The 25995-nt window shown below is 54.2% G+C and carries 20 protein-coding genes; 4 read left to right on the forward strand and 16 right to left on the reverse strand.

Features of this window, described 5'->3' with window-relative positions; genetic code table 11:
- Positions 1 to 52 precede the first annotated feature (52 nt).
- From RB298_RS16325 to RB298_RS16345, 5 genes are all read right to left on the reverse strand, one after another.
- The gene (locus tag RB298_RS16325) at positions 53 to 826 is read right to left on the reverse strand and encodes a hypothetical protein (protein WP_486047595.1); all 774 of its coding nucleotides are present in this window, start codon (positions 824 to 826) and stop codon (positions 53 to 55) included.
- Between the two features lie 272 nt (positions 827 to 1098).
- Positions 1099 to 1767: a hypothetical protein gene (locus tag RB298_RS16330; RefSeq protein WP_486047596.1), complete on the reverse strand. Its 669-nt coding sequence runs from the start codon at positions 1765 to 1767 to the stop codon at positions 1099 to 1101.
- A 270-nt stretch (positions 1768 to 2037) separates the two neighbouring features.
- The gene (locus tag RB298_RS16335) at positions 2038 to 3240 is read right to left on the reverse strand and encodes an acyl-CoA dehydrogenase family protein (RefSeq protein ID WP_375121846.1); all 1203 of its coding nucleotides are present in this window, start codon (positions 3238 to 3240) and stop codon (positions 2038 to 2040) included.
- A gap of 98 nt (positions 3241 to 3338) precedes the next feature.
- Entirely contained in the window at positions 3339 to 4118 is a 780-nt protein-coding gene (locus tag RB298_RS16340; protein WP_375121845.1) for an alpha/beta fold hydrolase, read from the reverse strand.
- Positions 4119 to 4149: 31 nt separating this feature from the next.
- Positions 4150 to 4743 (reverse strand): TetR/AcrR family transcriptional regulator, encoded by a 594-nt coding sequence (locus tag RB298_RS16345; protein WP_375121844.1) that lies wholly within the window; start codon positions 4741 to 4743, stop codon positions 4150 to 4152.
- Between the two features lie 279 nt (positions 4744 to 5022).
- Between RB298_RS16345 and lacZ the strand changes: the two genes are divergently transcribed.
- Entirely contained in the window at positions 5023 to 8139 is a 3117-nt protein-coding gene (gene lacZ / locus RB298_RS16350; RefSeq protein WP_486047597.1) for a beta-galactosidase, LacZ type, read from the forward strand.
- A gap of 162 nt (positions 8140 to 8301) precedes the next feature.
- Here the strand turns inward: lacZ and RB298_RS16355 are convergent, their stop codons facing one another.
- From RB298_RS16355 to RB298_RS16400, 10 genes are all read right to left on the reverse strand, one after another.
- On the reverse strand, positions 8302 to 9369 hold the full coding sequence (locus RB298_RS16355; protein ID WP_009590516.1) for a hemolysin family protein: 1068 nt from the start codon (positions 9367 to 9369) through the stop codon (positions 8302 to 8304).
- Between the two features lie 77 nt (positions 9370 to 9446).
- On the reverse strand, positions 9447 to 10745 hold the full coding sequence (locus RB298_RS16360; RefSeq protein ID WP_096777070.1) for a hemolysin family protein: 1299 nt from the start codon (positions 10743 to 10745) through the stop codon (positions 9447 to 9449).
- A gap of 507 nt (positions 10746 to 11252) precedes the next feature.
- A complete protein-coding gene (locus RB298_RS16365; protein WP_213580173.1) occupies positions 11253 to 11747 on the reverse strand; it encodes a pyridoxamine 5'-phosphate oxidase family protein in 495 nt (164 codons plus the stop codon).
- Positions 11748 to 11964: 217 nt separating this feature from the next.
- Positions 11965 to 13980 carry an alpha-L-arabinofuranosidase C-terminal domain-containing protein gene (locus tag RB298_RS16370; RefSeq protein WP_486047598.1) on the reverse strand — a complete coding sequence of 672 codons (2016 nt, stop codon included), beginning with the start codon at positions 13978 to 13980 and terminating at the stop codon, positions 11965 to 11967.
- 51 nt (positions 13981 to 14031) lie between these two features.
- Complete coding sequence (locus RB298_RS16375; protein WP_096777073.1) at positions 14032 to 14925, reverse strand: carbohydrate ABC transporter permease; 894 nt, start codon at positions 14923 to 14925, stop codon at positions 14032 to 14034.
- A 14-nt stretch (positions 14926 to 14939) separates the two neighbouring features.
- The gene (locus tag RB298_RS16380) at positions 14940 to 15902 is read right to left on the reverse strand and encodes an ABC transporter permease (protein WP_192569786.1); all 963 of its coding nucleotides are present in this window, start codon (positions 15900 to 15902) and stop codon (positions 14940 to 14942) included.
- A 33-nt stretch (positions 15903 to 15935) separates the two neighbouring features.
- Positions 15936 to 17507, reverse strand: coding sequence for an extracellular solute-binding protein (locus RB298_RS16385; RefSeq protein WP_486047599.1), 1572 nt, complete (start codon positions 17505 to 17507; stop codon positions 15936 to 15938).
- Between the two features lie 197 nt (positions 17508 to 17704).
- Positions 17705 to 19348 (reverse strand): response regulator, encoded by a 1644-nt coding sequence (locus tag RB298_RS16390; protein ID WP_213580170.1) that lies wholly within the window; start codon positions 19346 to 19348, stop codon positions 17705 to 17707.
- Between the two features lie 4 nt (positions 19349 to 19352).
- A complete protein-coding gene (locus tag RB298_RS16395) occupies positions 19353 to 21152 on the reverse strand; it encodes a sensor histidine kinase (protein ID WP_213580169.1) in 1800 nt (599 codons plus the stop codon).
- A gap of 76 nt (positions 21153 to 21228) precedes the next feature.
- Positions 21229 to 22083, reverse strand: a complete 855-nt coding sequence (locus RB298_RS16400; protein ID WP_486047600.1) for an AraC family transcriptional regulator — start codon at positions 22081 to 22083, stop codon at positions 21229 to 21231.
- Between the two features lie 123 nt (positions 22084 to 22206).
- Between RB298_RS16400 and RB298_RS16405 the strand changes: the two genes are divergently transcribed.
- The 3 genes from RB298_RS16405 to RB298_RS16415 are packed head-to-tail and all read left to right on the forward strand — an operon-like array spanning position 22207 to position 24947.
- The gene (locus RB298_RS16405) at positions 22207 to 23745 is read left to right on the forward strand and encodes a sulfatase family protein (RefSeq protein ID WP_213580167.1); all 1539 of its coding nucleotides are present in this window, start codon (positions 22207 to 22209) and stop codon (positions 23743 to 23745) included.
- Complete coding sequence (locus RB298_RS16410) at positions 23745 to 24392, forward strand: chromate transporter (protein WP_096777080.1); 648 nt, start codon at positions 23745 to 23747, stop codon at positions 24390 to 24392. Before RB298_RS16405 ends, RB298_RS16410 begins: the two co-directional genes overlap by 1 nt.
- A 24-nt stretch (positions 24393 to 24416) precedes the next feature.
- Positions 24417 to 24947, forward strand: a complete 531-nt coding sequence (locus tag RB298_RS16415; protein ID WP_486047601.1) for a chromate transporter — start codon at positions 24417 to 24419, stop codon at positions 24945 to 24947.
- Between the two features lie 224 nt (positions 24948 to 25171).
- On the opposite strand, the gene RB298_RS16420 is transcribed toward RB298_RS16415, so the two are convergent.
- Positions 25172 to 25975 carry a sugar phosphate isomerase/epimerase family protein gene (locus tag RB298_RS16420; RefSeq protein WP_255250686.1) on the reverse strand — a complete coding sequence of 268 codons (804 nt, stop codon included), beginning with the start codon at positions 25973 to 25975 and terminating at the stop codon, positions 25172 to 25174.
- Positions 25976 to 25995: the final 20 nt, after the last annotated feature.

Genomic DNA, 25995 nt, shown 5'->3' on the forward strand with positions numbered 1-25995 from the left:
TCTTAATAGAATACCATCCAGTCTCTTCAGCAATCCAATCTCGATTCAATCGTTATTCCGTATCCTCATCCGTTTCTCCCGCAGCCGCAGTCGACTTATCAGCGTCCGTATGCTTCTCGTTCACCCATTGCTTCAAGGGCTCGGTCATTTGATCTTTCAGCTTCTGAATCAGTTGATCCTCCGTCACTCCCTTCGCCGCCGCGATCTCGGACAACGATTGTCCTTCTTCCATTCCGGCCTTCAGCTCGTCCTCCGACACTCCGAGCAATGCCGCGATTTCCTCCGGATTGCCGAATTTGCCGAACCCTCGTCCTCCTTTGCCATGACCTTTCCCCAAACCGGCGTCGCTGCTCTCTACGATTTGGGTAAGACGGTCGCTTAGACCCTCTTTCCACTCGGCTGCTTCGGTTTCCGTAATGCCGCCATCGCTCAGACGCTCATCGATCTTGGCGGTTTCCAGCTCGATCAGCTTCTGAACGAACGCGGATTGGGCCATTCCCTTGCCTTCGGCAATTTCGGCAAACGTGCTGCCCGCTTCAAGCGCCGTCCGGATATCGGCCTCCGTCAGCCCAAGGATTTCGGCCGTTTCCTTCACGATGCCGCCGCCCCGAGGTCCGCCCGCCTTATGACCCATCCACTTCCCTTCCCGGTTCTTCGCTGAATCCGAAGCCGTTGTGTCCGTTCCCGTCTGACCGTCCTGAGCTGCCGAGGCTGCCGTATCCGTGCTCGCCGCGGCAAAGGTTTTGTTCTGAAGATACCCGGCTCCCCCCAGCACGATCGCTGCCGCCATACTGCTTACTAATACTTTTTTGCTTATCGGATTCATCGTCATCTCTCCTTCTAGAATCATGGTTTGTCTTGCTATTTGAAGTATAGGGACGGAATCTGAAAGCAGTCTTAGGGGAAGGTTATGCCAGGCTTAGGCTAAGCTGAAGGTTTGCTGAATGTGGCGCTATGCCAATCGGCTTACGTACATCATGAAGCTGCGGGGTACATCCAGATGCTAGTCGGAAATGGGTGCGGGAGCTAACAAGCGAAAGAAGGCGGGACATGCCAAAAAAGCGCACATCTGGACGGCGAGCGCGGTGTCAGCAGGAACTAGCGAAAAGACAACGTACGGGCGGAGGCCAGCTTGCGTACCGTCAGCCACAAGGACAAGAGGAGCAGCAGCTCGAATACGTTTGTGGCAGCCGAGCTTTCGATCGGGATCGGTATGGCGCTCCCGGCAGCCATCAGCACCGTGCCGATGAACAGCAGCGGCGTCTTTTTTCTCCGCCATACGATAATGCCTGCCGTCAGCAGCGGGATCAAAATCAGGATCACCATGAGCGGCGGCCCCCCGGATTCGGACGAAACGTAACGCAGCGCTCCGTACTCCATGGATGGTTGGAGCTTGAGCGGCAAGGTCTCCGTCACCACCTCGAGCACGATCAGCGCTGCGGTGAAAAGCCAGGCCCCCCATGCGGCGGCCGGCCTGCTGGTCCAAGGGCTCCCGGCCTTGCGTATCAGGTCGAACGACACGAGCACAAGCAGCGGCGTGGCCAACGCATGCACCCAGAAACGCGCAACGTTAAGCCCCTCCAGCAGATCTCCTTCCCCCATGTATTTTCCGATGCCGATCACGCCGTTATCCCAGACCAATCCGGCCGTTACGATCAGCAGCAAGTACCGAAGCCCTGGTGACGCATCCCGCCTCATCAGCACGCACCCATACAGAAACAGCACGGCATATATAGCGGCCAAGCCCAAATACAGCACAGAATCCATGGTTACATACCTCCTGTCATCCTAATTCCTCATGAGCGGATTTCGATCGACTCGTATAGTACGTACTGATAGGTTTTATACCCGTTAGCCCGCCATCCTAACCTAAGTGTATGTATATGAAGCAGAGGCTGCAGAAGATGCCGCGATTATGTAATGGAGCCGCAATAAGGAATGTCCGGCGCGCGAAGCGCAAAAAACCGCCGGAGCCAGCTCTCCCGCGGTTTCTATCCTTATTTCCTGCTAAGTGGCCTATTCTCTCGTCCGATCAGATCAAGGCTCCTGATTTTCCTTCTCCTCCGCTTCCGAAAGGGCCCGTTTGGCCAAATTCGTCAGCACGACATCATCCATCGGCGGATTATGAAGACCTGCCCGGACATCCCGGTACATACGCTCCAACGGGAGCTTCCGGGAGAGACTCAATCCCCCAACGATCCGCATGGCCTGATCGACAATCCGGACCGCCGCATTGGTCACGACGTACTTGGCAAGCCCAAGCTCGGGTTTGAGCGCGGCGCGGTTCTCCGCTTCCTTGTCCCAGCGGTCGGCGGTTTGGTACAGGTAACTGCGGGCCGTCAGCAGGTCCACTTCGATTTGGGCGATCTGCCTTTGGACATTCGGCAATTCGGCAATGGGCACCGTCAAGGAGTTCGGTTGATGACGACGGGCAAAATCGATGGCAAAATTCCGCGCGGCATAAGCAATCCCCATATAACATGCCGGGATATGGAGCAGAATGCCTTCCGTAGGCACGGGAAACTCAGGCTTCTCATAATCGGGTCCCCGAATGACTTCCGTGTCCGGCACGAATACGTCCTCCAGAATCACGTCATGGCTTCCCGTTGCCCGCATGCCCATCGTATTCCAGGTCTCTTCAACCTTGACCCCGGGCCCGCTGCGAACGAGGAACGCGCCGACCTTCTCGCTATGCTCGATTCCGGCCGTAACCACGAATTGCTTCAAGATCGGGCTTAACGTGCTGAAGGTTTTGCGTCCGGCGATGCGCCAGCCGCCCGACACCCGCCGTGCCGTCGTCTCCGGCCTTCCGCCCCGGCTGGGGCTCCCCGTCGCAGGCTCGCTCGCCAGTTCATTAATGACCGTGCCTTCTGCTACAACGTCTCTGCACAATCTCTCAAATAACGGCTCCGGCCAAGCCCCGGAAAGGCGCAGCTGCAGTATCTGCCCGATATGCCAGCCTACGGCCAGCGCCGTAGACCCGTCTCCTCGGGCGAGCCGTTCCTGGGCAAGCACCATTTCGTATACGGAGGCTTCTTCTCCTCCAAAGGCTGCCGGAACGGTCAGCTTCAAATAACCGGACTCCTTCAAATCATCGAAATTCTCGAACGGAAACGATCCCTCCAGATCGTGCTGAGGTGCTCTTTCCGCGAATATCGCTCCCAGCTTGTCGGCCCGGGCCGCGATCACCGCTTCGCGTTCATTACGTATGAATGGATCTGTGGAACCGAATCGATTCAAGTTCGTCCCCTCCTTGATAACCCTTGTATTCCGATGGATATATGCCTAAAATTGTAGCAACCCTGTTTTGGGGTGTCAATGAAAGAGCTCAGATACCGCTAGATCGCGTGCTCCGACAGAAATGAAGCGATCGCCTCGTTCACCTCGTCGGGGTTATCCAAATTCGTTGCGTGATGAGCGTTTCGAATGATTTTCAACTGCGCGTTCGCGATTTGTTCCTGCATGTATGCCTGCTGCCTTCGGATCATCGTGTCGCTTTCGCCTTGAAGCAGCAATACCGGACACTGGATTTTGTGCAGATCATGCGTGCTGTCCATTCGGGTCACCGCATCCCATATCCGAATCCAATCGGAATGAGCAATGGAGCCAAAAGCTTGCTCAATATAGGCTTGATTGCTCTTGTTAAATTTGGATAACATCCTGCCTTGTATTTTTCCGGATAAGGACATCGGCATCAGATAACTTGTTAAGCGGTTTACCGGCACGAACATGCGCTCGAACCAATTAAACGCATTCGTGAACGGCGTGCCGATCAGTACCAGGGCCGCAACCTTCTCCGGATAGCGAACGGCAGTCTGCAGCGAAATATGACCGCCCAGGGACAGCCCGCAAAGCGTCGCTTGTTCAATGCCGAGTTCGCTTAGCAAATCCGCCAAATCCCTGCTGAAATCCTCCGAATCCACCTTGCCATTCGGCAAGGAAGAGAAGCCATGCCCCCGGATATCCCACACCACGGTTTGATACCGACGGGAGAAGGCATCGACTTGAGGCTGCCACTGTTTATGATTCCAGGAAGCTCCGTGCGTAAATACCAGCGGCTTCCCTTCTCCCTTCACTTCATAATACAATTCGACTTCCCTTCCTTTGTAAACCGGCATAGCCCTCCACCTCTCCATAATAAAATGGGCATTATTCCGTACCGCCTTGAACGAGCGAGGCGAATATGACCTGAAAGCACTCGTCAAACAGTTCGTCCAAGCTTCGGTCCGACTCTTTGACCCAGATCAGCATGGCGCCGCTGATCGCGGCTTGCAGCACCCGGCTGACCCGTGCCACGTCACATGGCACGATCTCTTTGTTCGTGATCGCCTGATCCAGCATCTTTCGGGTAAACTCATCGATCAGCTGCAGCCGGTACCGGGTCTTCTCCAGCAAATCCGGATCATTCGTCCCTTCCAGATAGAAGGAGGTATGGTTGGCCAATTCCACAGGATCCTTCATATGCGAGACGGCATCCCTGAACACCGTTTTAAGCGCCTCGATTCTGGATTGGCCGGACAAGTCCGCATCGTGGAAGGCTTGTTTGGTTAATTCAATGACATAATCGCTGTAGGCCAGGAGCAGATTCTTCTTCGACCCGAATCGCTTCATTAAGGCTGCCGGCGAGATGTTCATTTCATGCGTGATGTCGGTTAAGGCCAACTGGCCGTACCCTTTTTTGCATAGTGCCCGGTAGATGCCGTGGAAGATCACCTCGTCTTGAAATTCGCGAGGTCTTACCATGCGCGTTCCTCCCATCGTTAGTGAATGATCATTCACTAACCATTATTTCATAAACATTATTCCATGTAAATGTAATATTGGTCATGTTGATGGCGCTGGACATAAACAACGGCTTCCCTGGCAGCAAGATATGCAAATGACCATCTAAGTGATCGAAATATCGCTGTTTTGTTGATCGTTTGATAGAAATAGCGCAACTTCCTTATACTCTTGGGCGGAATTAACCTCTATACTGTCAGTAGAAGGAAGGAAACCATAATCTAGGAGGAGCTGAGCACATTGCGTACCAAATTCATTTACCAGGCACCTGCAAACGGTTATCCCGAATGGAATAATAATCCGAATATTTTTCAGTTGAACCGTCACAGAGCCCATGCTTACATGATGAATTTCCCGACGGAGTCCGAGGCGCTGAGCCTTGACCACGCCATGTCCCCCTGGTACCAGTCATTAAACGGGACCTGGAAATTCGCTTTCGCCAAAACGCCTGAAGAGCGCATTCAAAACTTCTACGAGGCCGATTACGATTCCGGGAGCTGGGCCGATCTTCCCGTCCCTTCCCATTGGCAGCTTCAAGGCTATGACTATCCTCAATATACGAATGTAAGATACCCCTGGGCCGAATCGGAGCCTGAATTGAAAGCCCCCTTCGCACCGACCCGATACAATCCCGTGGGCTCCTACATCCGTGAATTCACGGTACCTGAAGCATGGAAGGAACAGCCCGTTTATATTAGCTTCCAAGGTGTTGAATCCGCTTTCTATGTATGGGTGAACGGCGAGATGGTCGGGTATAGCGAGGATACGTTTACGCCGGCCGAGTTCGACCTTACCCCCTATCTGATTGAGGGCAAGAACAAATTAGCCGTTGAGGTATACCGATGGTGCGATGCGAGCTGGCTTGAGGATCAGGATTTTTGGAGGCTTAGCGGGATCTTCCGCGAGGTCTACCTCTATTCGGTCCCTGCCGTCCATATCTCCGATTTCTTCGTGCGCCCGGTTCTTGATGACGAGTACCGGCATGCCGAGCTGCAAATCGATGCAGCCGTCACGAATTATTATAACGAGACCATCGACAAGGACACGCTCCAGCTGGAGGCGCTTCTCTACGATCAGGACCGGCAGCTGGTCCAGAAACAAACGCTCACCATTGCGGATTACATCATTGACGAGGGCAGCTTTACCCTGAGCATGAACGTCCCCGAACCCGAGAAATGGAGCGCGGAATCGCCTTATTTGTACACCGTTGTCCTGGCATTGAAGAATACGGACGGAGCTTGCCGCGGAGCCGTAAGCTGCCGCACGGGATTCCGCCGCTTCGAGCTGAAGGACGGGCTCATGCGAATCAACGGTCAACGCATTCTGTTCAAAGGCGTGAACCGGCATGAATTCTCCCCGGATACCGGGCGGGCCCTCAGCCGTGAAGACATGATCACCGATATTGAGCTGATGAAGACACATAACATTAATGCGGTACGGACTTCCCATTACCCGAATCAATCCGTATGGTATGACCTCTGCGATGAATACGGGTTATACGTTATCGATGAAACGAATTTGGAGACGCACGGAACCTGGACGTATGGGCAGCAGGAGCTGGAAGAAACGGTGCCCGGCAGCAAGCTGGAGTGGCGCGACAACGTATTGGACCGCTGCAATTCGATGTTCCAACGCGACAAGAATCACCCCTCGGTCATCATCTGGTCGCTTGGCAACGAATCGTTCGGAGGCGACAACTTCATTGCGATGCACGATTTTCTGAAGGAAGCCGACCCGTCCCGGCTGGTTCATTACGAGGGAATCTTTCATTACAGGGCATCCGAAGCGGCCAGCGACATGGAATCCACCATGTATGCAAGGCCGCAGGATGTGGAGAAGTATGCCAACAGCAATCCGGACAAGCCTTATATCATTTGCGAGTACAGTCACGCGATGGGCAATTCCTGCGGCGGGCTTCACCTGTATTGGGAGTTGTTTGAGAAGTACGACATTTTGCAGGGGGCTTTTATATGGGATTGGATCGATCAAGCAATCCGCACCCAAACGGCGGACGGAATACCATATTTGGCGTACGGCGGGGACTTCAACGAAACGCCGCATGACGGCAACTTCAGCGGGAACGGCCTGATCTTCGCGGACCGAACCAAAACCCCTAAGCTGGACGAAGTGAAAAAATGCTACCAGAACGTCAAGTTCGAAAGCCTGGATCCTGCCGCAAGCCGGATTCGGGTCAGCAACCGCTTCTTGTTTACCAGCCTCGATTCGTATCTTGTACAATGGGACGTAACGCTAAACGGCAAAGTCAGCCAATCCGGCACGCTCGGGCTCTCGCTTCAGCCTGGTGAGCAAACGGAAATCCATGTTCCGTACTCCCCCGTGGAGGACGAAGGAAAAGAAGCGATTCTCACCGTCTCCCTCGTTCGGAAGGAGAGCACCAAGTGGGCGCCTGCGGGACATGAGGAGGCTTGGGAGCAGTTTGTGCTGACGCCGTATATTGCCGAGCAACCCGAAACGGACGCTCTTGCAAGCGTGCAGGCTCTGGAAGCTGCCGAGTCGGATGAAGAGCTTATCATCAGGGGTTCTGCCGTCTCGTTGCGTTTCCATCTTGGCACCGGCGATCTGACATCCTACGCACTGTCCGGCAGGGAATGCCTGCTGACGCCGGCAAGACCGAATTTCTGGCGGGCCGTCACCGACAACGATCTGGGCAACCGGCTCCCTGAACGCAGCGGCGTGTGGAGAACGGCCCATGATCGGCGAAAGCTGCTGTCTTTGCGCTGGCATGCGGAAGGCCCTGCCGTCGTGGTATCCAGCCACTATCGGATCGAGACCAATCCCGTATCCAGCCTGACGCTGGAATATCGAATCTATCCGGACGGCACTGTCCGCGTGCATGAAACCTTGATCCCTGGCGCCGGTCTGCCCGACATTCCGGAAGTCGGCATGCTGTTCTTGCTGGATGAAGGACTCGATACGCTCAGCTGGTATGGGCGGGGACCGCATGATAATTATTGGGACCGGAAGACAGGAGCCAAAATCGGCCGATACGAGGGCAAGGTCGCCGATCAGTTCGTCCCTTATCTAAGGCCTCAAGAGTGCGGGAATAAAACGGATGTGCGCTTCGCACTGCTAACCGGGGAGAATGGAGGGGACGGACTGGAATTCGAGAGTTCCTCCCTCATGGAGGTATGCGCACTGCCGTGGACGCCGGAGGAGCTGGAGGGCAGCGACCATGCGTACAAGCTCCCGCCAAGCGATAAAACCGTCCTGCGCATCAATTACAAGCAAATGGGCGTCGGCGGCGACGACAGCTGGGGAGCGCCGATCCATGAAGAATTCACGCTGCCTTCCAACCGCACGTACAGCTTCGGCTTTACGATGGGGGCAGCACGCTAGCACGCTGACCTACTCGATAGGACACATGCAAAAAGAGCAGCTTCGTGTAGAAGCTGCTCTTTTTATGTTTTCGGCAATTCCATGCCCTCTCACCACGGAGGAGTGGGCACAAGGACGTTTAGCCCTATTCCTGAATCGTGCCCGATGCTAGTTCGCCATCGCTTAGGCGTGCGCCCCCTGCAGCTCGCGGCGATCCGATTCGTCCCGAATGTCGCCCACGATCTCCTCCAGAATGTCCTCCATCGTCACCAGCCCGATCGCCGTGCCGGATTCGTCCGTCACGACGGCCATATGCACGCGGATTTGCTGCATCTTGATCAGGACGTCCTTGATCGAAGACGACTCCGGAAAACGCGGCATGTCGTGAATAAAGTCATTCACGCTGCAGTTTCTACCCGCCGCTATACCCGTCAGCATCTCCTTCGTATGGATAAACCCGATAAAATCCTCCGCGCGTCCCGATTCCGTCACCGGGTAACGGGTATAGTCGTACTCGCCCAGAACCTCCAGGATATTGGCAAGCGGCCACCCTCGTTCTACCGTAACAATCCGATCTCTCGGGACCATGATTTCGCGCAAGGTGCGCTCTTCAAAAGCAAATATATTGGTCAAATATCCCATCTCGGTCTGGTTTATTTCGCCGCTCTCGTAGCTCTGGTCCACGATCCACTTCAGTTCCTCCTCCGAATGGACCGTTTCATGCCCAGCCGGCTTTACGCCGAATACTCGAAGCAGGAGACGCGAAGCTCCATTCAATGCATAGATGAACGGATACATGATCTTCCCGAACCAATACAAGGGAGACGCCAGCAGCAGCGTCATTTTCTCGGCAAATTGGATCGCCAATGTTTTAGGCGCCAGTTCCCCGATGACGACATGCAGGAACGTGATGATCCCGAGGGCAATGGCATAAGAGAGTACCGTTGCCACCGCCGCCGGCACGTCGAATCGTTCAAACAGCGGATGCAGCATCCTTTCGACGGTCGGTTCGCCCAGCGCGCCCAGCACGAGAGCCGTAATAGTGATTCCAAGCTGGCAGGCTGACAAATAGTAATCCAGTTCATGGGCTACCTTCCTGGCCGTGACCGCCCGTTTATTCCCTTCGGCGATCAATTGATCGATCCGGGACAGCCGCACCTTCAAGATGGCGAATTCGGCTCCTACGAAAAATGCAGTCAGTCCGATGAACACGGCTACCAAAAATAAATTCAACGCGATTATTCCGTCCAATGATTTCCCTCTTGCGAGGGATTCACCTCCAAAAAAGTTATGGTCTGAATGTACACGGGATCATGCCATGCCCTAGATCATCCGTGTCTGAGAATGACGTGTTTGATCTGAAAATTATCGGTTTCCGCTACGGCCCATATATGCTCGCCATGCTGGATCTCATCGCCGTCTTGAGCCGTCGTGCCTTTCTGGTACTGTATCCAGCCGCCGATCGTATCCATCTCCTCGTTATCCTCGAATACCAAGCCGAAGCGCTTCTCAAGCTCCTCCAAGAGAACCCGTCCGCTTATCAGGTATTCGCGTTCCCCGATCTTCCGGATATCCGCTACTTCATCTTCATCGAATTCGTCTCGAATTTCCCCTACGATCTCTTCCAAAATATCCTCCAGGGTCAGGATCCCCGCCGTACCGCCGTATTCATCAATCACCAAAGCCATATGCATCTGCTCCTGCTGCATCTTTAGCATGGCATCCTGGATCGGCGTAATTTCAAGCACGACCGGGAGGTCCCGAACGAATTCTTCCAGCTTGCGGTCTCGTCCGGCCACGATGTGGGGCAGCATCTTCTTGACGTTGACGACGCCAACCACCCGATCCTTGCTGCCGTCCTCGATGACAGGGTACCGCGTATAGTTGTGCTCATCCAGGATACGGACGATGTCCGGGTATTCCATGCTTTTATCCAGGGTGATCAGATCCGTTCTCGGTACCATGATGTCTTTGGCCACGCGCTCATCAAACGAAAACACGTTTTCCATGTAAGCCAGCTTGGTCCCATTGATCTCGCCGCCCTGAAAGCTCTGCGCCATGACGATGCGCAGTTCCTCCTCCGTATAAGCCTGCTCATGCGGCGCAGGTTTTACGCCGAATGCACGAAGCAGCACGCGCGAGGCTCCATTCAACGCCCAAATGAACGGATACATCAGCTTGCCGAACCAATACAGCGGGGCTGCAAGGAGCAGCGTCGTCTTTTCCGAGAATTGAATAGCCAAGGTCTTGGGCGCCATCTCTCCTACCACGACATGCAAAAAGGTTACGAGAATGAACGCTATGGCGTAAGAGGCAATCGAGGCCGTCGAAGCCGATACGTCAAACCAATCGAATACCGGGTACATGAAACGCTCAACGGCCGGCTTGCCGATGGCCCCGAGCCCCAGCGCCGTCACCGTAATGCCGAGCTGGCAGGCCGAGAGATAGTAATCGAGATCGCCGGCTACCTTTTTGGCAACAACCGCCTTCTTGTTTCCTTCCGTTATCAATTGATCGATCCGCGACATGCGGATTTTAACGACGGCAAACTCGGACGCCACGAAAAAAGCGGTCAACGCAATCAGTATGGCAAGTATGATTAAATTAGTGATGGTAATAATGTCCAATGATTTCCCTCTTCAGAGGGATTCACCTCCAGATTGAATTAAAGGCCATGTGCTTTTGCATCTGAACAGGTCATTCTATATACGATATTTCCATGAAAAAGAGGTAGTTCGCAGAAGAGAATATTACAACCTAATTCCGCAATTTGATCCATTTGCAATAACGCCTTCCCAATGTACTACCTCCTCTCCTGGAATCTATTTTTCATATTTATGAAAAAATTATATCATGACTGTAATCAAACCATCCAGTTGCACGTTATGGTTTGCAGGCGAATTCCAGCACGAATTCACATAATTCTCACTTGTTTGATGAGGTATATTCCTTCTTAGTGCTAAATATGCCCTGTTATGTATTAAAGTGCCCACCCCATCCGGTGCTCATCCATTCATAACCAACACGGGATCCGTCTTGAAGGATATGCGCGCGGGTTCGGCTAACATAAAAAACCGCAGGATCGTGATGCTGGATCCTGCGGTTCTGCCACTGCTAATGAACGAATCTCGTTATCAATGGAGATCTACGGTTTTGTTTATTTCCGAGTCGCCCCTAGGCTCTTGGCCCACCATTTTCTTGAAGAAGGCTTTCACCGTTTTCGTTTTGTTTCCGGTTTCCCAATACTCCGCGGTGTCCGTGTCCACCTTGATCAGAATAATGTTGGGATCGTCGTAGGACGTCTGCAGAAATTTTTCGTACGCCGCATTCCAGAGCGACTTCTTCTTCTCCAGATCATCCACGACTTCGGCTTTGCCTCGGATCGATACGTAGGATTTGCCCACATAAGCGACATTCACGTTGGGATTCGCCAGGATTTCTTCGTATTTGCTGGTATCCCGCTTCGTTAAGAACCACAAGTCGCCGTCGAATTCGATATCCTGCGTCTGCATCGGTCTGGCATTGATCCCGCCCTCCGATATCGTGGAGAACATGGCCGTTTCGATATCCTTGATAATCTCCTTCACGGTTTCGACCGCTTCCTGGTTTACAACGGTTCCGTTTGCCATCTCAATCACCCCATCCTTGTATTTAGTCTCTAATTACACTTCCCATAAATAAGTTAAACGATGAATCATGTAACATTTCGTGTCCATTCGTACGATCTTCCTGTATGGATTCAGGCCGAAACGGAACCGTTCCCTGCGCAAAAAAAAGCCGGAACTGCAAGCGCAGTCCGACTTTTTCGCACGAAAACATTCATTTTAAAAGGACAGCTTCATATCATCACACCTGCACTCTGAATTCCAGCGCGTAAACGGATGTAGGCCGTAAGTTGTAGCCTTGGCTCCATGCCTCTGCCGGAACCCTGCTTTCCTTGCACATAATACGTTCCGGCTGGAAAACGGAGTTAATGTCATCGTAAGAATCGCCGGTGATTTCGTAAAGGGTCGTTTCCCCGGAAGCCTCGAAGGCCTTCAAATCCAGCACGGCCCTAACCGCCTCCAGGCTTCGATTTACGATCAACACGGTGACGATGCTGCCGTCGTCATTCGTCCCCGCCACGATGTCCAGGTCTGGAAGCGCGTCAAGTGCCATAGGCGTCTCCTTCCTCGAAGCCACGGAGAAGGTTCCGCATTCCGCTTGGACGGGAAGGACGCGCCGAACGTCCCGATTGGCGTAAAGCTTCAGCACTTCATAGGTTGGCGTCCCGTAGATCGTAAGGGGATGCCCGCTCCAGCCGGGCTGCTTGCCGCAGTATTGGTCCGCATAATAGTCCCCGACGCGTATGCAGCCGCCCAGCCAGCCATTCACCAGGTCAGAGAAGCTGCCGATGTGCACCATGTCGCTGCAGCGCATCATTTCATTCAGGTTGGCGGCATTGGCCACTGCGGCTCCCAGCGTGTGCTCGTTCGGCAGCCCTTTTCGCACCGTATTCGGATAATACATCGTGTTGTATTCGGTGATCGCCAGCTTGACATGGCTGTGCTCCGGGCGGGACCGGATCAGCTCCGTCGTCTGCCGGACATGGTGCCGGGTCCACTCGGGATAAGAGGCAATCGCCTTATAGCGTTCCTCCGCCGGCGTATCCCGGTTCATGCCGAAAGGGCCGTAGCCGTGATACAAATGCAGCGTCAAATAATCGATGCTCTCGCCGGCCAGGTCCAGCACGGCCTTATTCCAGTTCTGCTCGTAATGACCGCAGGCCAGCAGCACGATGGAGGGGTCCGCCTCCTTCATGGCCTTGGCAAACGATATCGTCCGCTCCGCAAACCGCTCTGCCGTGCAAGTTCCGACCTGCCATTGGCCCCACACTTCGTTGCCGATCTCCCAGTACTTGACGTTATACGGCTCAGGGAAGCCGTTCCGGGCACGTAAAGCCCCCATCGGCGTATCCGCGCTCCCGTTGCAGTATTCGATCCACTGCGCGGCTTCTTCAGGGGTGCCCGATCCGTCGTTCACGCAAATCAGGGGCTCCACCTCCAGCTCTCGGCAAAAGCGGATGAATTCGTCCGTTCCGAAATATTTGCTGGTCCACCCTCCCCAGGCCTCATTGTACATGACCGGCCTTTCCAGGACGGGACCGACGCCATGCTCCCAATGGTAAGCACTGATGTAATTGCCTGCGAGTCTCATCATGCCCGCATTCAAATCTTTAGTCATCTCGACCACTTCGCGTTTGACCAAGGCAATGCTGTCGACGGGCAGCAAGGAGACGTGATCGATCCAGAGCATGCCGGTGGACACGTGATCGACCCACCTTGGATGTTCTGCAGGAACATATACCCGGATCTCGGCATCAGTGCATTCGCGCGATATGGACAGCTGCTCTTCGTAGTGCTGCCAGTTATGGCTGCCAAGCTCCATGCGAAGCTGGCCAAGCGTCTCTTCCGTGCGCCGGTCGACAGCTTCCACCATCACGTATTGAAGCTCAATGGAGGCGCGGGCGACAAGCCGGACCGTATAGTTCATCGGCCCCTTTAATGCCGCCTTCTGCGTTATGCCGGCATAAGCTTCGTCATCGCTCAGGATGCGGATGCGCTGGGCTCTTCCCGAATGCCGGGGCGCCGGTGCTTCCATCGCGTACTGGGTGTTGCGTCCGTTCGTATACGCGCGCCAGCTTCCCGATACCGGCGTCATCGTTTCTGCCTCGCTCTCAAAATCCATGTCCTTCAGCGGAAACGCGAGCATCGCCTCCATATGGTCCCGGATATCCTCCACAAAATGACCGAACAGATACGGATTAATCTCATGCTCGCTCTTGCGGCTGCAATCAATGGTAATCGTTGCGTTCGTATTCAAGAATATAACCTCCAATGGAATTTTAGGGTGAGCCGTGCGATCATACCGGCGTTACCCCTTGATCGAGCCGATCATGACGCCTTTCACGAAATGCCGCTGCACCAAAGGATACATCAGCAGTACAGGCAAACTGGATACGATAATGACCGCGTATTTGATGCTTTCGGCCAGCAGGATGCTTTTTTCCAATCCCACGCTGCCATCCACGGCATCCGATTGGCTGATCAGCAAAATTTCGCGCAGCACCAGCTGAAGCGGGTGCAGATCTTCGTTTCGGATGTATATGAGTGCGTTAAAGAACGAATTCCAGTGGCCGACCGCATAAAACAACACCATGACCGCCAGGATCGGCTTCGATAAGGGCAGGATGATGCTAAACAGCAGCCTCCAATTGGAGCACCCGTCGATATGGGCCGCCTCCTGCAGCTCCCAGGGAATGCTCGATTGGAAATACGTCCTCATTACGATCAGATTGTACGTCGCGATTGCGCCGGGAATGATCAGCGCCCACATCGTGTCGACCATCCCCAGATCCTTGACCAACAGATACGTCGGAATCAGCCCGCCGTTGAAGAACATGGTCAGCGTGATCAGTACCATGATCCCGTTGCGTCCGGGAAGATCGGGTCTCGACAGCGGATATGCTGCCAAAATCGTCATGATGATATTGATCGCCGTGCCGACGGTCGTATAAAGGATGGTATTGCGATATCCCGTCCAAATCTTGTCGTTGTGCAAAATATTCTCATAGGCATCCAGCGTCACGCCCTTCGGCAGCAGCCAAACTTCGCCGTTCAATACCCGTGCCGGATCGCTGAACGAAGCGCTGACGATAAACAACAGCGGGTACAGCACGATGACGATAATGATAGCGGCGATCGCGTAGATCAGGATGTCGAATAGCCGTTCACTCGAGGCTTCCTTTACTGTCGATGGCTTGGACATGTCGATCCCCCCCTTTACCATAAGCTCGTCTCCGACGTCTTGCGCGCAATGCGGTTCACAAGCAGGAGCAGCACCAGATTGATGACGGAATTAAACAGCCCGATCGCGGCCGTATAACTGTATTCCCCTTTTAAAATGCCCGTCGTGTAGACAAACGTGGAGATGACGTCGCTTGATTCCAGATTCAAGTTGTTCTGCATCAATAATATTTTCTCGAAGCCCACGTTCATGAAATGGCCGATATCCAAAATAAGCAAAATAATGATGACTGGCGCGATGCCCGGCAAGGAAATATGCCAAATGCGCCGCAGCCTTGAAGCCCCGTCCATCTTCGCCGCCTCGTACAGCTGCGGGTTCACCCCGCTCAGCGCCGCAATGTAGATAATGGACTGCCACCCCATGCTCTGCCATATGTTAGAACCGATAAAGATGGTCTTGAACCAGCCCGCTTCCTCCAGAAAGCGGATCGGCGTGCCGCCGAGTGCCTCGATCAACAGATTGATGGGACCGCTGGTCGGCGACAGGAACACATTCAGGATGCCGACGATTACAACTACCGATATAAAATGCGGTATGTACGTAATGTTCTGCAGCCATTTGCTGAAGGTCTTGCTGCGTATTTCGCTGATGATTAAGGCCAGCAGGATCGGAATCGGAAAGGCAATCAAGAGCGAGAACAAATTGATGGACAGCGTATTCCACAGCAGCCGCCAGAAATAATACGAGTCGAAGAAGCGTTCGAAGTGTCCGAAGCCCTCCCAGCTGCTGCCGAGAATGCCTTTGGCCGGATTGAAATTTTTAAAGGCAATCTGCAGCCCGTACAACGGACCGTAGTGAAACACCAAATACCAGACGATGGGCAGTAGCAGCATGAGATACAGATCATACCGCTTGGCCATTTGCTTTAAGAGGCGGGGGCCCCGCCTCGAATCGCTTCGAGGCAGAACCATCGCTTTATCGGCGTTGGCGCTCTTCATGGGCATCCACTCCTTCACGATGATGTGGCAGCTTTATTTCTCCATCTTGTCATAAGCATCCTGATACAATTTCTCCAGTTCGCCGATCTTCATCTTTTGGAGCGTGGATTGGAATTCTCCCCACTTGTCGAAGCTAAGCGCGCCCGCAATGAATTTCGTGCTTTGCTCTTCGTAGTATTTGTCGATGTCGTTGCGCAGAATGTTGACCTGCTGCGCGGTTTGCTCGTCAAACATCGGGGCGGCGTAACGAACCTTCGGCATGAACGGATCCAGCTGCTGCTGCGCCTCCTGCACCTGCGGCGGGTTGATGAACGAAGCAACCTGTTCGCTGATGATGTGAGGGGCCCCTCCTCCCGCATAAGGCGTGATTTTGGCCTGATTGGTAATATCCTTCAGGAAATCCTCTGTATAGTACGGGATCCCATCCTTGAGTTCGTAATGCTCTCCTTCTCTGCCGAAGCGCAGAAGAGTAGATCCTTCATCGCTGTAAAAATAATCGATCCAGCGCATCGTGACTTCCGGGTACTTGTTGATGGACGTAATGGCAAAGGCTCCAAAGTCCCGCGCAATCGGCAAGGCCTGGCTTTGCATCCGGTCTCCGTTCGGGCCTGCCGGCGGCGCGATTCCGGTATACTGATCCTGGATCGACAAGAAGTTATTGTTGGTCTGGTCAAAGAAGAATCCCGTATTTCCCGACCCTTGCTTGGCCAAATACTGAGCTTCCGTGTGGGAGAATATCTCAGAGTCCAAAAGCTTTTCCTTGTATAGCTTGTTTAAATACATCAACATCTCTTTATTTTTGTCGCTGCCCATCCAGATGCTCACTTTGTCATTTTCGATATTGATGTTATACCCGAGCTGCGTATCCAGTCCGAATGATCCGCTCATCGCGGCCACGATCGACAATCCGACACGTGCCGTCATCGGAAGCTCATCCTGCTTCCCGTTGCCGTTCGGGTCTCCGTCGCGGAAGGCCAGCAGCACCTCATACAGTTCGTCCGTCGTCTCCGGCACCTTCAGATTCAGCTTCTCCAGCCACATCTGGTTGATCCATTTCTTATCCGTACGCGCCGCGCCCAGCGTCACAATGCCGGGAATCGCATAGATGTGCCCCTCCGGCGTCGTGATGCCCGAACGGATTTCGGGATATTCCTCCATCAATTTCTTCAGGTTCGGCGCGTATTCGTCGATAAGGCCTTCCAGCGGAATCAATTGGCCTGCCGATCCGTAGCGAACGGCTTCAAGCGGCGAGAGCCCGGAACGGAACAAGGCGTCAGGCAGCTCGTTGGAAGCGAACAGCAGGTTTTTCTTCTCCTGGAAGCCGTCCGTCGGCGCCTCGATGAATTCAACCTTCACATTGCTCAATTTCTCGTAATCCTGGAATACCGGCATCTCCTTGAACGGACCGTTCACGGGTGCAATCCGGGTGAACATTTTCAGTTCCACCGCTTGATCCACGATCGGAAACCCCGTGGTATGTACGACATTCTCCGCACCTTCGGGTGCGGCTTCCTTCTTCGATCCTCCATCGGAACTGCATCCGGCCAGCATCAAGCTGGAAACGATCATGGAGATGACCGCGTTTCTTCCCCAGCGTCTACGCATGTATCAGCTACCCCCATATTTTCTTATTCACCAACCTTATTTGTAAGCGTTTACCGTTGGTGTGTGTGATTATTATAATTCAGCCGCCTTGACGGTCCGTTACAAAAATTTGACCATTTACTCCACATATTTTACGGTTTAGAACAAGGCGGCTTTCGAGTTTGTTTCCCTGCCGATCCGAATACTTGGTTTTATCCTTATCCTCTACCCAGGCGGTTCAAATACTCCTGCGGGGTCAGGCCCGTCATTTCCTTGAATACTTTGAAAAAATAATTATGGGTCGTAAACCCCACTTGTCCGCTGATTTCCTTGATCGAGTATTTGCCGCTTTCCAGCAGCTTGCGCCCCGCATCGATCCGAACCCGATTCAGATACTCCGAGAACGTCCGCTGCGTCTCTTCCTTGAATATTCGGCTCAAATAGGAGGAATTCAGGCCGATGGCGCCCGCGGCAAGCTCCAGCGTCACGTAACCCGGGTACCGCTCCAGAATAAAGTGTATGGCCTGCGTGACATGCCGGGAATACGGCCCTCCCGCCCGGTGCTGCTTCAGCAGTCCGAGCAAGCCTGCATAGAAGGATTGCAGCCACTGCACCAGCTCCCCGACGCTGCCGATCCTTCCGAGCTCGCTTCGGGAAGGGAGCTTTTCCTTGGCGTCTTCCGTCCCTGGCAGCCAGGTTTTCAGTGCCTTGTCCCCGGTTTGCATGAGCTCGCTGACCATCATCTGGACCGTATGCGAATGGATCGGCAGGTGGTGGATGGAAGCAAAAACAGAGTCGATTAAACCGTGCACGCCTTCGATGTCCAGTCGTTCAATCGAAAGCAGCAGCTGTTTGTGTTCCTCGATCGTTAGAGACACGCGTTGGTGGTATTCATCGGCAAGCCCGCCGGCCCGGCCCGGCATCCTGGGGGCCGCGCTGCTGCCGGACGGCTCCGAGCGGGAAGCATCGAGTAACCGTTCGGCGGAGCCGTAGCTTGTTCCGAGTTGGGTCAGGCTGGTGCACACATGTCCGACGGCGCTTACGCATTTTAAATTGAGGAACAGCTCAAGCGCATGCTGAAGCTTCCTCATCTGTCCGTCGATTTCGCTCTTTATGGCATGCTCGCTCCGTTCCTTAAACGCAAACACGATCATGAACCGTCCATCCTCCACATAAGCTGCCGTCCGCTCCCGGATATCGCCGAGGCTCTGCTGCATCATATCGACCACCTGCTGAACCAGCCGATTCGTCTGCACGTCGCTGTATGACTCCGTCAGCAGCAGGAATGGAACAATCTGCAGGGCCGCGGCCGCATAGCTTGACGCACCGCTGTACAGGCTGTTTTCTCGCGAAAATGCCTCAACCTCCAGGGTTGCCTCCTTCCGTCCCCTGACCAGATGCGCGATGTAGTCGCGGATGTGCACGGGATTTATCCGCTCGGTCTTAACCTTGCGGGCCTCGCTCTCTTCCAGCAGCCGATCCGCCCGGCGCAATTCAAGGACCGCTTTGTTAAGCAAGGCAGCAAGCGTCGCACCGTCCAGCCGATGCTTCAATAAATAATCGATGGAGCCGTTCTTCAGGCACTCCCGCACGTAGTCATAATCATCAAAGCTGCTGAGCATGATCGTCTGAATGGACGGAAACCGCGCCTTAATCGCCCGATTGAGCTCCACTCCGTTCATTTCCGGCATATTCACGTCAATAATCGCGATATGCGGAGGAGACTGCTCGATCATCGCGAGCGCCATGATACCGTTATGGGCTTGGCCGCATAATTCGAATCCGTGCTCATTCCAGTCCAATAGCGTTCGCAGATCATGCCGCACCAGCGGTTCGTCGTCAACAAGCAGCACTTGAAACATGGCTTTATATCACCTCTTGTCGGGATTTATCCTTATTCTCCACTATGTTCGGAAGCCGGATCTCGGCCTTCGTGTATAAACCCGGCTCACTGTATAATTTGACGCCGTAGCCATCTCCGTACATGTGAACGATCCGCTCATGCACATTGCGTACCCCCATGCCGCTGAAACGGGATGTATTTCCGTTCTTGCCCGTCTCCCCCAGAAGCTGCGCTTGCTGCCCCGCCGTCATCCCCTTGCCATTGTCGATCACTTCAATCTTGAGGTCGCCTCCCTCTTCACATACGCGGATCAGCACGAGTCCCTCCTGCTCCAGCGGTCCGATGCCATGAATGATGGCATTTTCCACAAGGGGCTGCAGCATCAGCTTCAGGACCCGGCATTCCAGCAAAGTTTCGTCCTCCACCTGGGTGACCATCCGGATCGGCTCCATATACCTGTACTTCACGATGGAGATATAGCGTTCCACATAATCCAGTTCCTCCCGCACCGTCAAAAATTCGCTCGAATTGCCCAAAACGCCGCGCATGAGCTCGATCAACGATCCGGACACCTCTTCGATATTCGGCACGCCGTTCATCTTGGCCAAATACTTGATGGTATTCAGCGAATTGTATAAAAAATGAGGATGAATCTGCGCCTGAAGCGCCGTTAATTCGGCCTCCCGCTTCTCTTTCTCGCTGACCCGGATCCCTTCCAGCAGCCGCTTCAAATCCTCCACCATGCTGATGAAGACACGGTACAGCTGTCCGGTCTCGTCCTCGCTTTTGATTTCCTTTTTCGGGAACGTCAGATTCCCTTCCTTCACGAACATCATCAGGGATTTCAATCGCCGGATGTTGAGGGTGATTCGGGAAGATACCTGCAGCGAAGCGATCAGGACAACGATAAACACGATGATGGATACCTCCGCCAACAGTTTGCGGAGCCTTGCCGATTCGCTCAGCAGCGAGTCCATTGGTATCAGAGCCAGGGTGCTCCATCCCGTATACCCGGATTGACGGCTCACGACGATATAATCTCTGCCGTCTATGCTTTGCTTGATGGCATCCCCATTTCCTGCAAGGTCCTGATGGATGCGGAGAATCTTATCGAACGAAGGGGCAAAGGCCGGCGCCGATTCGGCTTCATAGACGAAACCGCCCTGCTTGTCCAGCACATAAATCATGCTGTCGGTGGTCGGCTTCACGCCGTATGTTTTTTGGATAAAATCATAATTCAAATCCACCATGACCACTCCGATCGTTTCGCGGTTATATCGAATCTCACGGCCGATCGTGATGGCATCCGATACGCCCGACTGCTTGAAATACGCATGGCGCGATCCGTTGTGGAGCATGTAATCCATCATGGGGCTGCCCAAGACCGTCTTGTCCAGCCACGGACCGCCCGAGAAATACACCTTCCCGTTCAAACCGACCACCGCAATCCGCGAAATATAGGGCTTGTAATCGATCAGGACGGAGAGAAACTCGTCGATCCGCTTCTGTTCCTGAAACCATTCATAACTAATCTCTTCATGGGGGCTCAGCAGCGTGTCGATCACCGTGTTTTTGTTGGTCACCACGACGGTGTTCAGCCGGTCGATTTCCTCCAGCATCATATTCAGCGATTCATCCGCCTGCCGGATGCTGTCCGAAACCGAGGTGACGGCATTTTGCATGATCGTCTCGCGCATGCTCATATACACGATGACCGTAATGGAGACGATGGACAGGAGCGTCACCGCACTGAACGCAATGAATATTTTCCCTTGAATGCTTCGTCTGGGCGATAGCCATCTTTGAATCGTAGAGAGCTTCATGGCGAGTGTCTCCTTTTTTCGGTTCCGTAGAACCGGGTCGGTAACCGTTTTCAAAAGTATATAACGCTTCCTGAAATCAGCATGGATTTTCACGCATCGTTATGGGAGGCACCTTGAAATAAATCTTGAACGCCCGGGTGAATGAATACAAATTGGGATAACCCAGGGACAGGGCAATCTCTGTAATCGTGGCGTCCGTTTCCGTTAGTAACCGTTTGGCCTTGTCCATTCGGATGCGCTGAAGGTATTTCAGCGGGGGCATTCCTACCTGGCTCGTGAACATATTGGAGAAGTACGAGCGGTGCACACCCGCGAATTCGGCAACCTGCTGCACGGATATCCCCTCGGTAGCATGCAATTCCATGTAATCCAAACACTCGTGAATCCATCCCGCAAGCTCCGTCGGCTCTGCCGAAGCCGTGTCGGGAACCATGCCGGCGAGCAGACCATAAACCAAACCGTGCAGCTCGAGCGATACCGACGGCTTCCAGCGCTCGACGCCGGCCAAGGCATCAATCACGCATTCGGCGGACTTTTCGACCCGGGAGGAGATCATTTGTCTGCCGAACGGGCTTTCCGGCACCAAGCCGGCCAGCTCGAGCAGCGGCCTTACCCTGTTTCCGTCCAATGCCAGCCAGCTCATCCGAAGCGGTGCATCCGAGGGAAGCAGGTGATAGTAATAAGTCCGGCCCGGAAACAGGCAGAACAGATCATTCTTCTGCAGATCCACTCGTTTGCCGTCGAACTCCAGCCGCACCGTTCCCTCATGCACGAAGTGCAGACTGTAACACTCGATCCGTTTCGGCCCGACCCTGTAATTGGGCTTGGCTAAACTTCGCCCAGCCCGGACGGGCCAAATCTGTGCCTCTTTATCCAAATATCCCGGCGTATAGTAGATAAACTCGGCATACTCGTATTCGTACTCCTGCAACTCGACTTCCCCTCTTCCCTTCATTTTTTCATCAAGAATAACAAAATGACAACAAAAATATAACATGGTGCTATTTTGATAACCTCTATTTTTCAATATCATCATACTAGGAGGGGATTACACTTGTCGAGAAGACCTAACATTTTGCTAATCACTAGCGATCAGCAGCATTGGAATACGATCGGCGCGTTTCAGCCTGAAATCTCTACGCCGAACCTGGACCGCCTCGCGCGCCAAGGGACGACGTTCGATCGGGCATACTGTCCCAATCCGACCTGCACGCCGAGCCGGGCTTCCATCATTACGGGGCAGTATCCGAGTCAGCACGGAGCCTGGACCTTGGGGACCAAGCTGCTGGAAGACCGCCATACCGTCGGCGAAAGCTTCCAAGAAGCCGGATACCGGACCGCGCTGGTGGGAAAGGCACATTTTCAGCCGTTAACATCCACGGAAGACTACCCGTCCGTCGAAGCTTACCCGATCCTTCAGGATTTGGCGTATTGGCGAAATTTTCACGGTCCTTTTTACGGCTTCGATCACGTCGAGCTGGCGCGCAACCATACGAACGAGGCCCATGTCGGACAACATTATGCCCTATGGCTGGAGGAGCAAGGATGCGCCAATTGGCGCGATTACTTCCTGCCGCCTACGGGAACCATGGACCCTACCCAAACGTACACATGGCCCATCCCGGAAAAATACCACTACAATACCTGGATCGCCGAGCGAACCCATTCGCTTTTGGACCAATACAAGAAGGCGGAAGAGCCATTCTTCTTGTGGGCAAGCTTCTTCGACCCGCACCCGGAATATTTGGTGCCCGAGCCTTGGGATTCGATGTATGATCCGGAGAAACTCACGATCCCGTCCCTGACGCCCGGAGAGCATGACCGCAATCCGCCGCATTTCGGATTGACGCAGGAAGAGGAGCCCGATTTTTCGCATCTCGCTGAGACCGGGTTCGGCATTCACGGTTACCGTTCCCATCACTATTACGAATACGGCTCGAAATCCAGGTTAACGGAATACGACAAGAAAAAGCTGGTCGCCGTGTATTACGGCATGATCAGCATGATGGATAAATATATCGGCAAAATACTCGATAGACTGGACGAACTGGGACTGTCGGAGGATACGATCGTTGTCTTCACCACCGATCACGGACATTTCTTCGGCCAGCACGGCCTTCAAGCCAAGGGCGGGTTCCATTACGAGGATTTGATCAAGCTTCCGTTCATTGTGCGTTATCCGGGACGGGTGCCCGCCGGGAAAAGGTCGAATGCGATACAGTCTCTGGTCGATCTGGCCCCGACCTTCCTATCCTTCTGCGGCATACCCGTCCCGCACGCGATGACGGGCATCGACCAAAAGGACGTGTGGCTCGGGGCTGTCGATACCGCAAGGCAGCACGCCCTCTGCGAATTTCGGCATGAGCCCTCAACGATTCATCAAAAAACGTACATCGAGCAGCGTTATAAAATCACCGTTTATTACAATCAAACCTACGGCGAATTGTTTGACCTTGAAGCAGATCCCGGAGAACTGCACAATTTGTGGGACGAACCGGGATATGAGCAGCTGAAGGCGGAGCTGCTGCTTAAATATATCTGGGCCGAGCTTGGCAAGGAGCCGATGCCGATGCCGAGAATCCATCACGCCTAATGGAAAAGCTGAACGCGTACTTGAGCCGGGCGAAGGAACGGTTCATGCTGCTTACCCGGCTATTCTGGACCTTCTTTCGCATCGGGCCTTCCACCTTCGGAGGCGGATACGCGATGCTGCCCATGATTGAGCGCGAAGTGGTGAGCAAGCAAAAATGGGTGAACGAGGAGGAAATCGGCGAGCTGATCTCGCTTGCCGGTTCCGCTCCCGGCGGCGTCGGCGTGAATGCCGCCGCCATGATCGGGCACCGCCAAGCCGGCATGGCCGGGGCTGTTTCGGCCGTGCTGGGCGTGACATGTCCCACATTTATCATCGTGCTCCTGATCAGCACGGCTGCGGTGTTTTTCCGGGATCAGCCCAAGGTTGAAGCGGCTTTAAAGGGGATGCACGGCGCCATCATCGCGCTGATCGCGGTGGCTGCTTACCGGATGGCCAAATATGCCGTCTTTGATGCCACCACAACGATCACCGCCCTTGCCACCGTATCCGTGATGCTGTTCACCGGCGTCCATCCCCTCTATCTGATTGCGCTTAGCCTGCTCGGCGGCATGGCCGTCATCCAGATCAAAATACGGCTGGGACTTCGAGCGGATACCGAGAAGAAGGCTGCGGCCGACAGCTGCCCGGAATTGGAATATTACATTTGAGCGAAACGAATCGGGGCGAAGGAAATGTATTGGGACTTGTTCATGATATTCATTGGTGTAGGCCTTGTGTCTTTTGGCGGCGGATATGCGGTGATCCCGGTCATTCAGAAGGAGATCACGGAAAAAGGGCTGCTGACCGCAGCGGAATTCCAGCAGACCGTGGCGCTGGCCGGCATGGCGCCCGGGTCGATCGCCACCAATGCCGCCACGCTGATCGGCTATCAGACCGCCGGCTATGCCGGGGCCGTCGTCTCGACCGTCGGCATCATCCTGCCGTCGCTGGTCGTCATCGTGATGCTCTCTGCCTTCTTCTACCGCATGCGGGGGAATCCATGGGTGAAATCTTCGTTATACGGCTTGCGTCCGGTTACGACCGGACTCATCGTCTATGCGGCCGTTCATTTTGGTTATCCCGATGAGGGCGACGGGGCTTTAAGAGGACTCATTCCCACGCTGCTGATTTGCGGGGCTTGTTTATTTCTCCTGCTCAAATACAAACTCCACCCGTTGCTGATTCTCCTTGTGGCCGGCGCTGCCGGCATCGTTTTATTCTAACGCTTGACGGTGAGGCGGGAAGCTTCAGATGGCTCCAACGGCATCCCAGTATGGTTCTCTTGTACATCGTGCGCACGGGTCCCTCCCTGCGGGCCTGGTGCGTGCTGGGGCATGCTTGGATGGCTGGCTGCGGGTGTATGAGTGATTCGACAGGGATGGCTTTCCCAAAGAAACGAATAACAAGCCGGAACCTTTATATGGTCCGGCTTGTTCTCGTTTCTTATTTATGGCGCCAACCGTTCCGAAATGCGTTTGGCCATCCACTCGTTTACGTCCCAGAGATCCGCGACGGGAGCACCTGTGAAAGGGAGGGTGTGCATGTACCCGGGCGGACCAAATTCAGGCGTTATGCTGGTGTGACTGAGCCCTTGCTCTCTTCGGTATTGGACAATGCGTGACCACCAGGCTTCAAAGACTGTCAGCTCCCGGCTGTATTCAGGCGCTCCGGGATGGGGAACCTGCGGGCCCTGAGCGTAGCCTACGCGCGCGTGAATATGGACGGTCCGCCGTATGGCGGCTTCCATGTCTTCCGCATAGTCCTCCAGCAAGGACTCGGTCACGCAGCACCAGTGGCTGAAATCGGCCGTAATGCTCAGCTCCGGGAACTCCTCCAGCAAGGTGCGCGTCGTCCACGGCGTGAACATCGCCCGCGACCGGTGGGTTTCGTGCCCGATGGTGATGCCGACCTCCTGCTCGATCATCAGCGCTGCCTCGAAAAAACGCAATTGCTCCTCGATCTTCATGCCATCCCGGGCGCTATGGGACACGATCAGCTTCGGACCGAAGGCTGCGGCCCGGCGCGCCTGCTCGGCAAAGGTTTCTTGATGGGGGACGGATGTAGTCACTTGGGCAATGTAATGGAGCTGAAATTCCTCCAGCAAATCCTTAAATTCGGCTTCCCGATTCGCTGCCGGCAGCGGAGCTTCAATCCCGGCGTAACCGGCTTGTGCAGCCCTCGTCAATTGGTCCCTGCAGCTTCCCTCCATGCCCCACAGAGCCTTATACAGCTGAATGTTCAATTCATGCACGCTCCTTTATCCCCTCCGGG

The sequence above is a fragment of the Priestia sp. BR_2 genome (assembly GCF_041954005.1).
GTDB lineage: Bacteria > Bacillota > Bacilli > Paenibacillales > Paenibacillaceae > Paenibacillus_AQ > Paenibacillus_AQ lautus_A.

What these genes read in the sequence shown, in the direction of transcription:
- RB298_RS16325 (WP_486047595.1), bottom strand. Translation starts at nt 826, where the DNA reads ATGAATCCGATAAGCAAAAAAGTATTAGTAAGCAGTATGGCGGCAGCG.
- RB298_RS16330 (WP_486047596.1), bottom strand. Translation starts at nt 1,767, where the DNA reads ATGGATTCTGTGCTGTATTTGGGCTTGGCCGCTATATATGCCGTGCTG.
- RB298_RS16340 (WP_375121845.1), bottom strand. Translation starts at nt 4,118, where the DNA reads ATGCCGGTTTACAAAGGAAGGGAAGTCGAATTGTATTATGAAGTGAAG.
- RB298_RS16345 (WP_375121844.1), bottom strand. Translation starts at nt 4,743, where the DNA reads ATGGTAAGACCTCGCGAATTTCAAGACGAGGTGATCTTCCACGGCATC.
- RB298_RS16365 (WP_213580173.1), bottom strand. Translation starts at nt 11,747, where the DNA reads ATGGCAAACGGAACCGTTGTAAACCAGGAAGCGGTCGAAACCGTGAAG.
- RB298_RS16375 (WP_096777073.1), bottom strand. Translation starts at nt 14,925, where the DNA reads ATGTCCAAGCCATCGACAGTAAAGGAAGCCTCGAGTGAACGGCTATTC.
- RB298_RS16380 (WP_192569786.1), bottom strand. Translation starts at nt 15,902, where the DNA reads ATGAAGAGCGCCAACGCCGATAAAGCGATGGTTCTGCCTCGAAGCGAT.
- RB298_RS16385 (WP_486047599.1), bottom strand. Translation starts at nt 17,507, where the DNA reads ATGCGTAGACGCTGGGGAAGAAACGCGGTCATCTCCATGATCGTTTCC.
- RB298_RS16390 (WP_213580170.1), bottom strand. Translation starts at nt 19,348, where the DNA reads ATGTTTCAAGTGCTGCTTGTTGACGACGAACCGCTGGTGCGGCATGAT.
- RB298_RS16395 (WP_213580169.1), bottom strand. Translation starts at nt 21,152, where the DNA reads ATGAAGCTCTCTACGATTCAAAGATGGCTATCGCCCAGACGAAGCATT.
- RB298_RS16410 (WP_096777080.1), top strand. Translation starts at nt 23,745, where the DNA reads ATGGAAAAGCTGAACGCGTACTTGAGCCGGGCGAAGGAACGGTTCATG.
- RB298_RS16415 (WP_486047601.1), top strand. Translation starts at nt 24,417, where the DNA reads ATGTATTGGGACTTGTTCATGATATTCATTGGTGTAGGCCTTGTGTCT.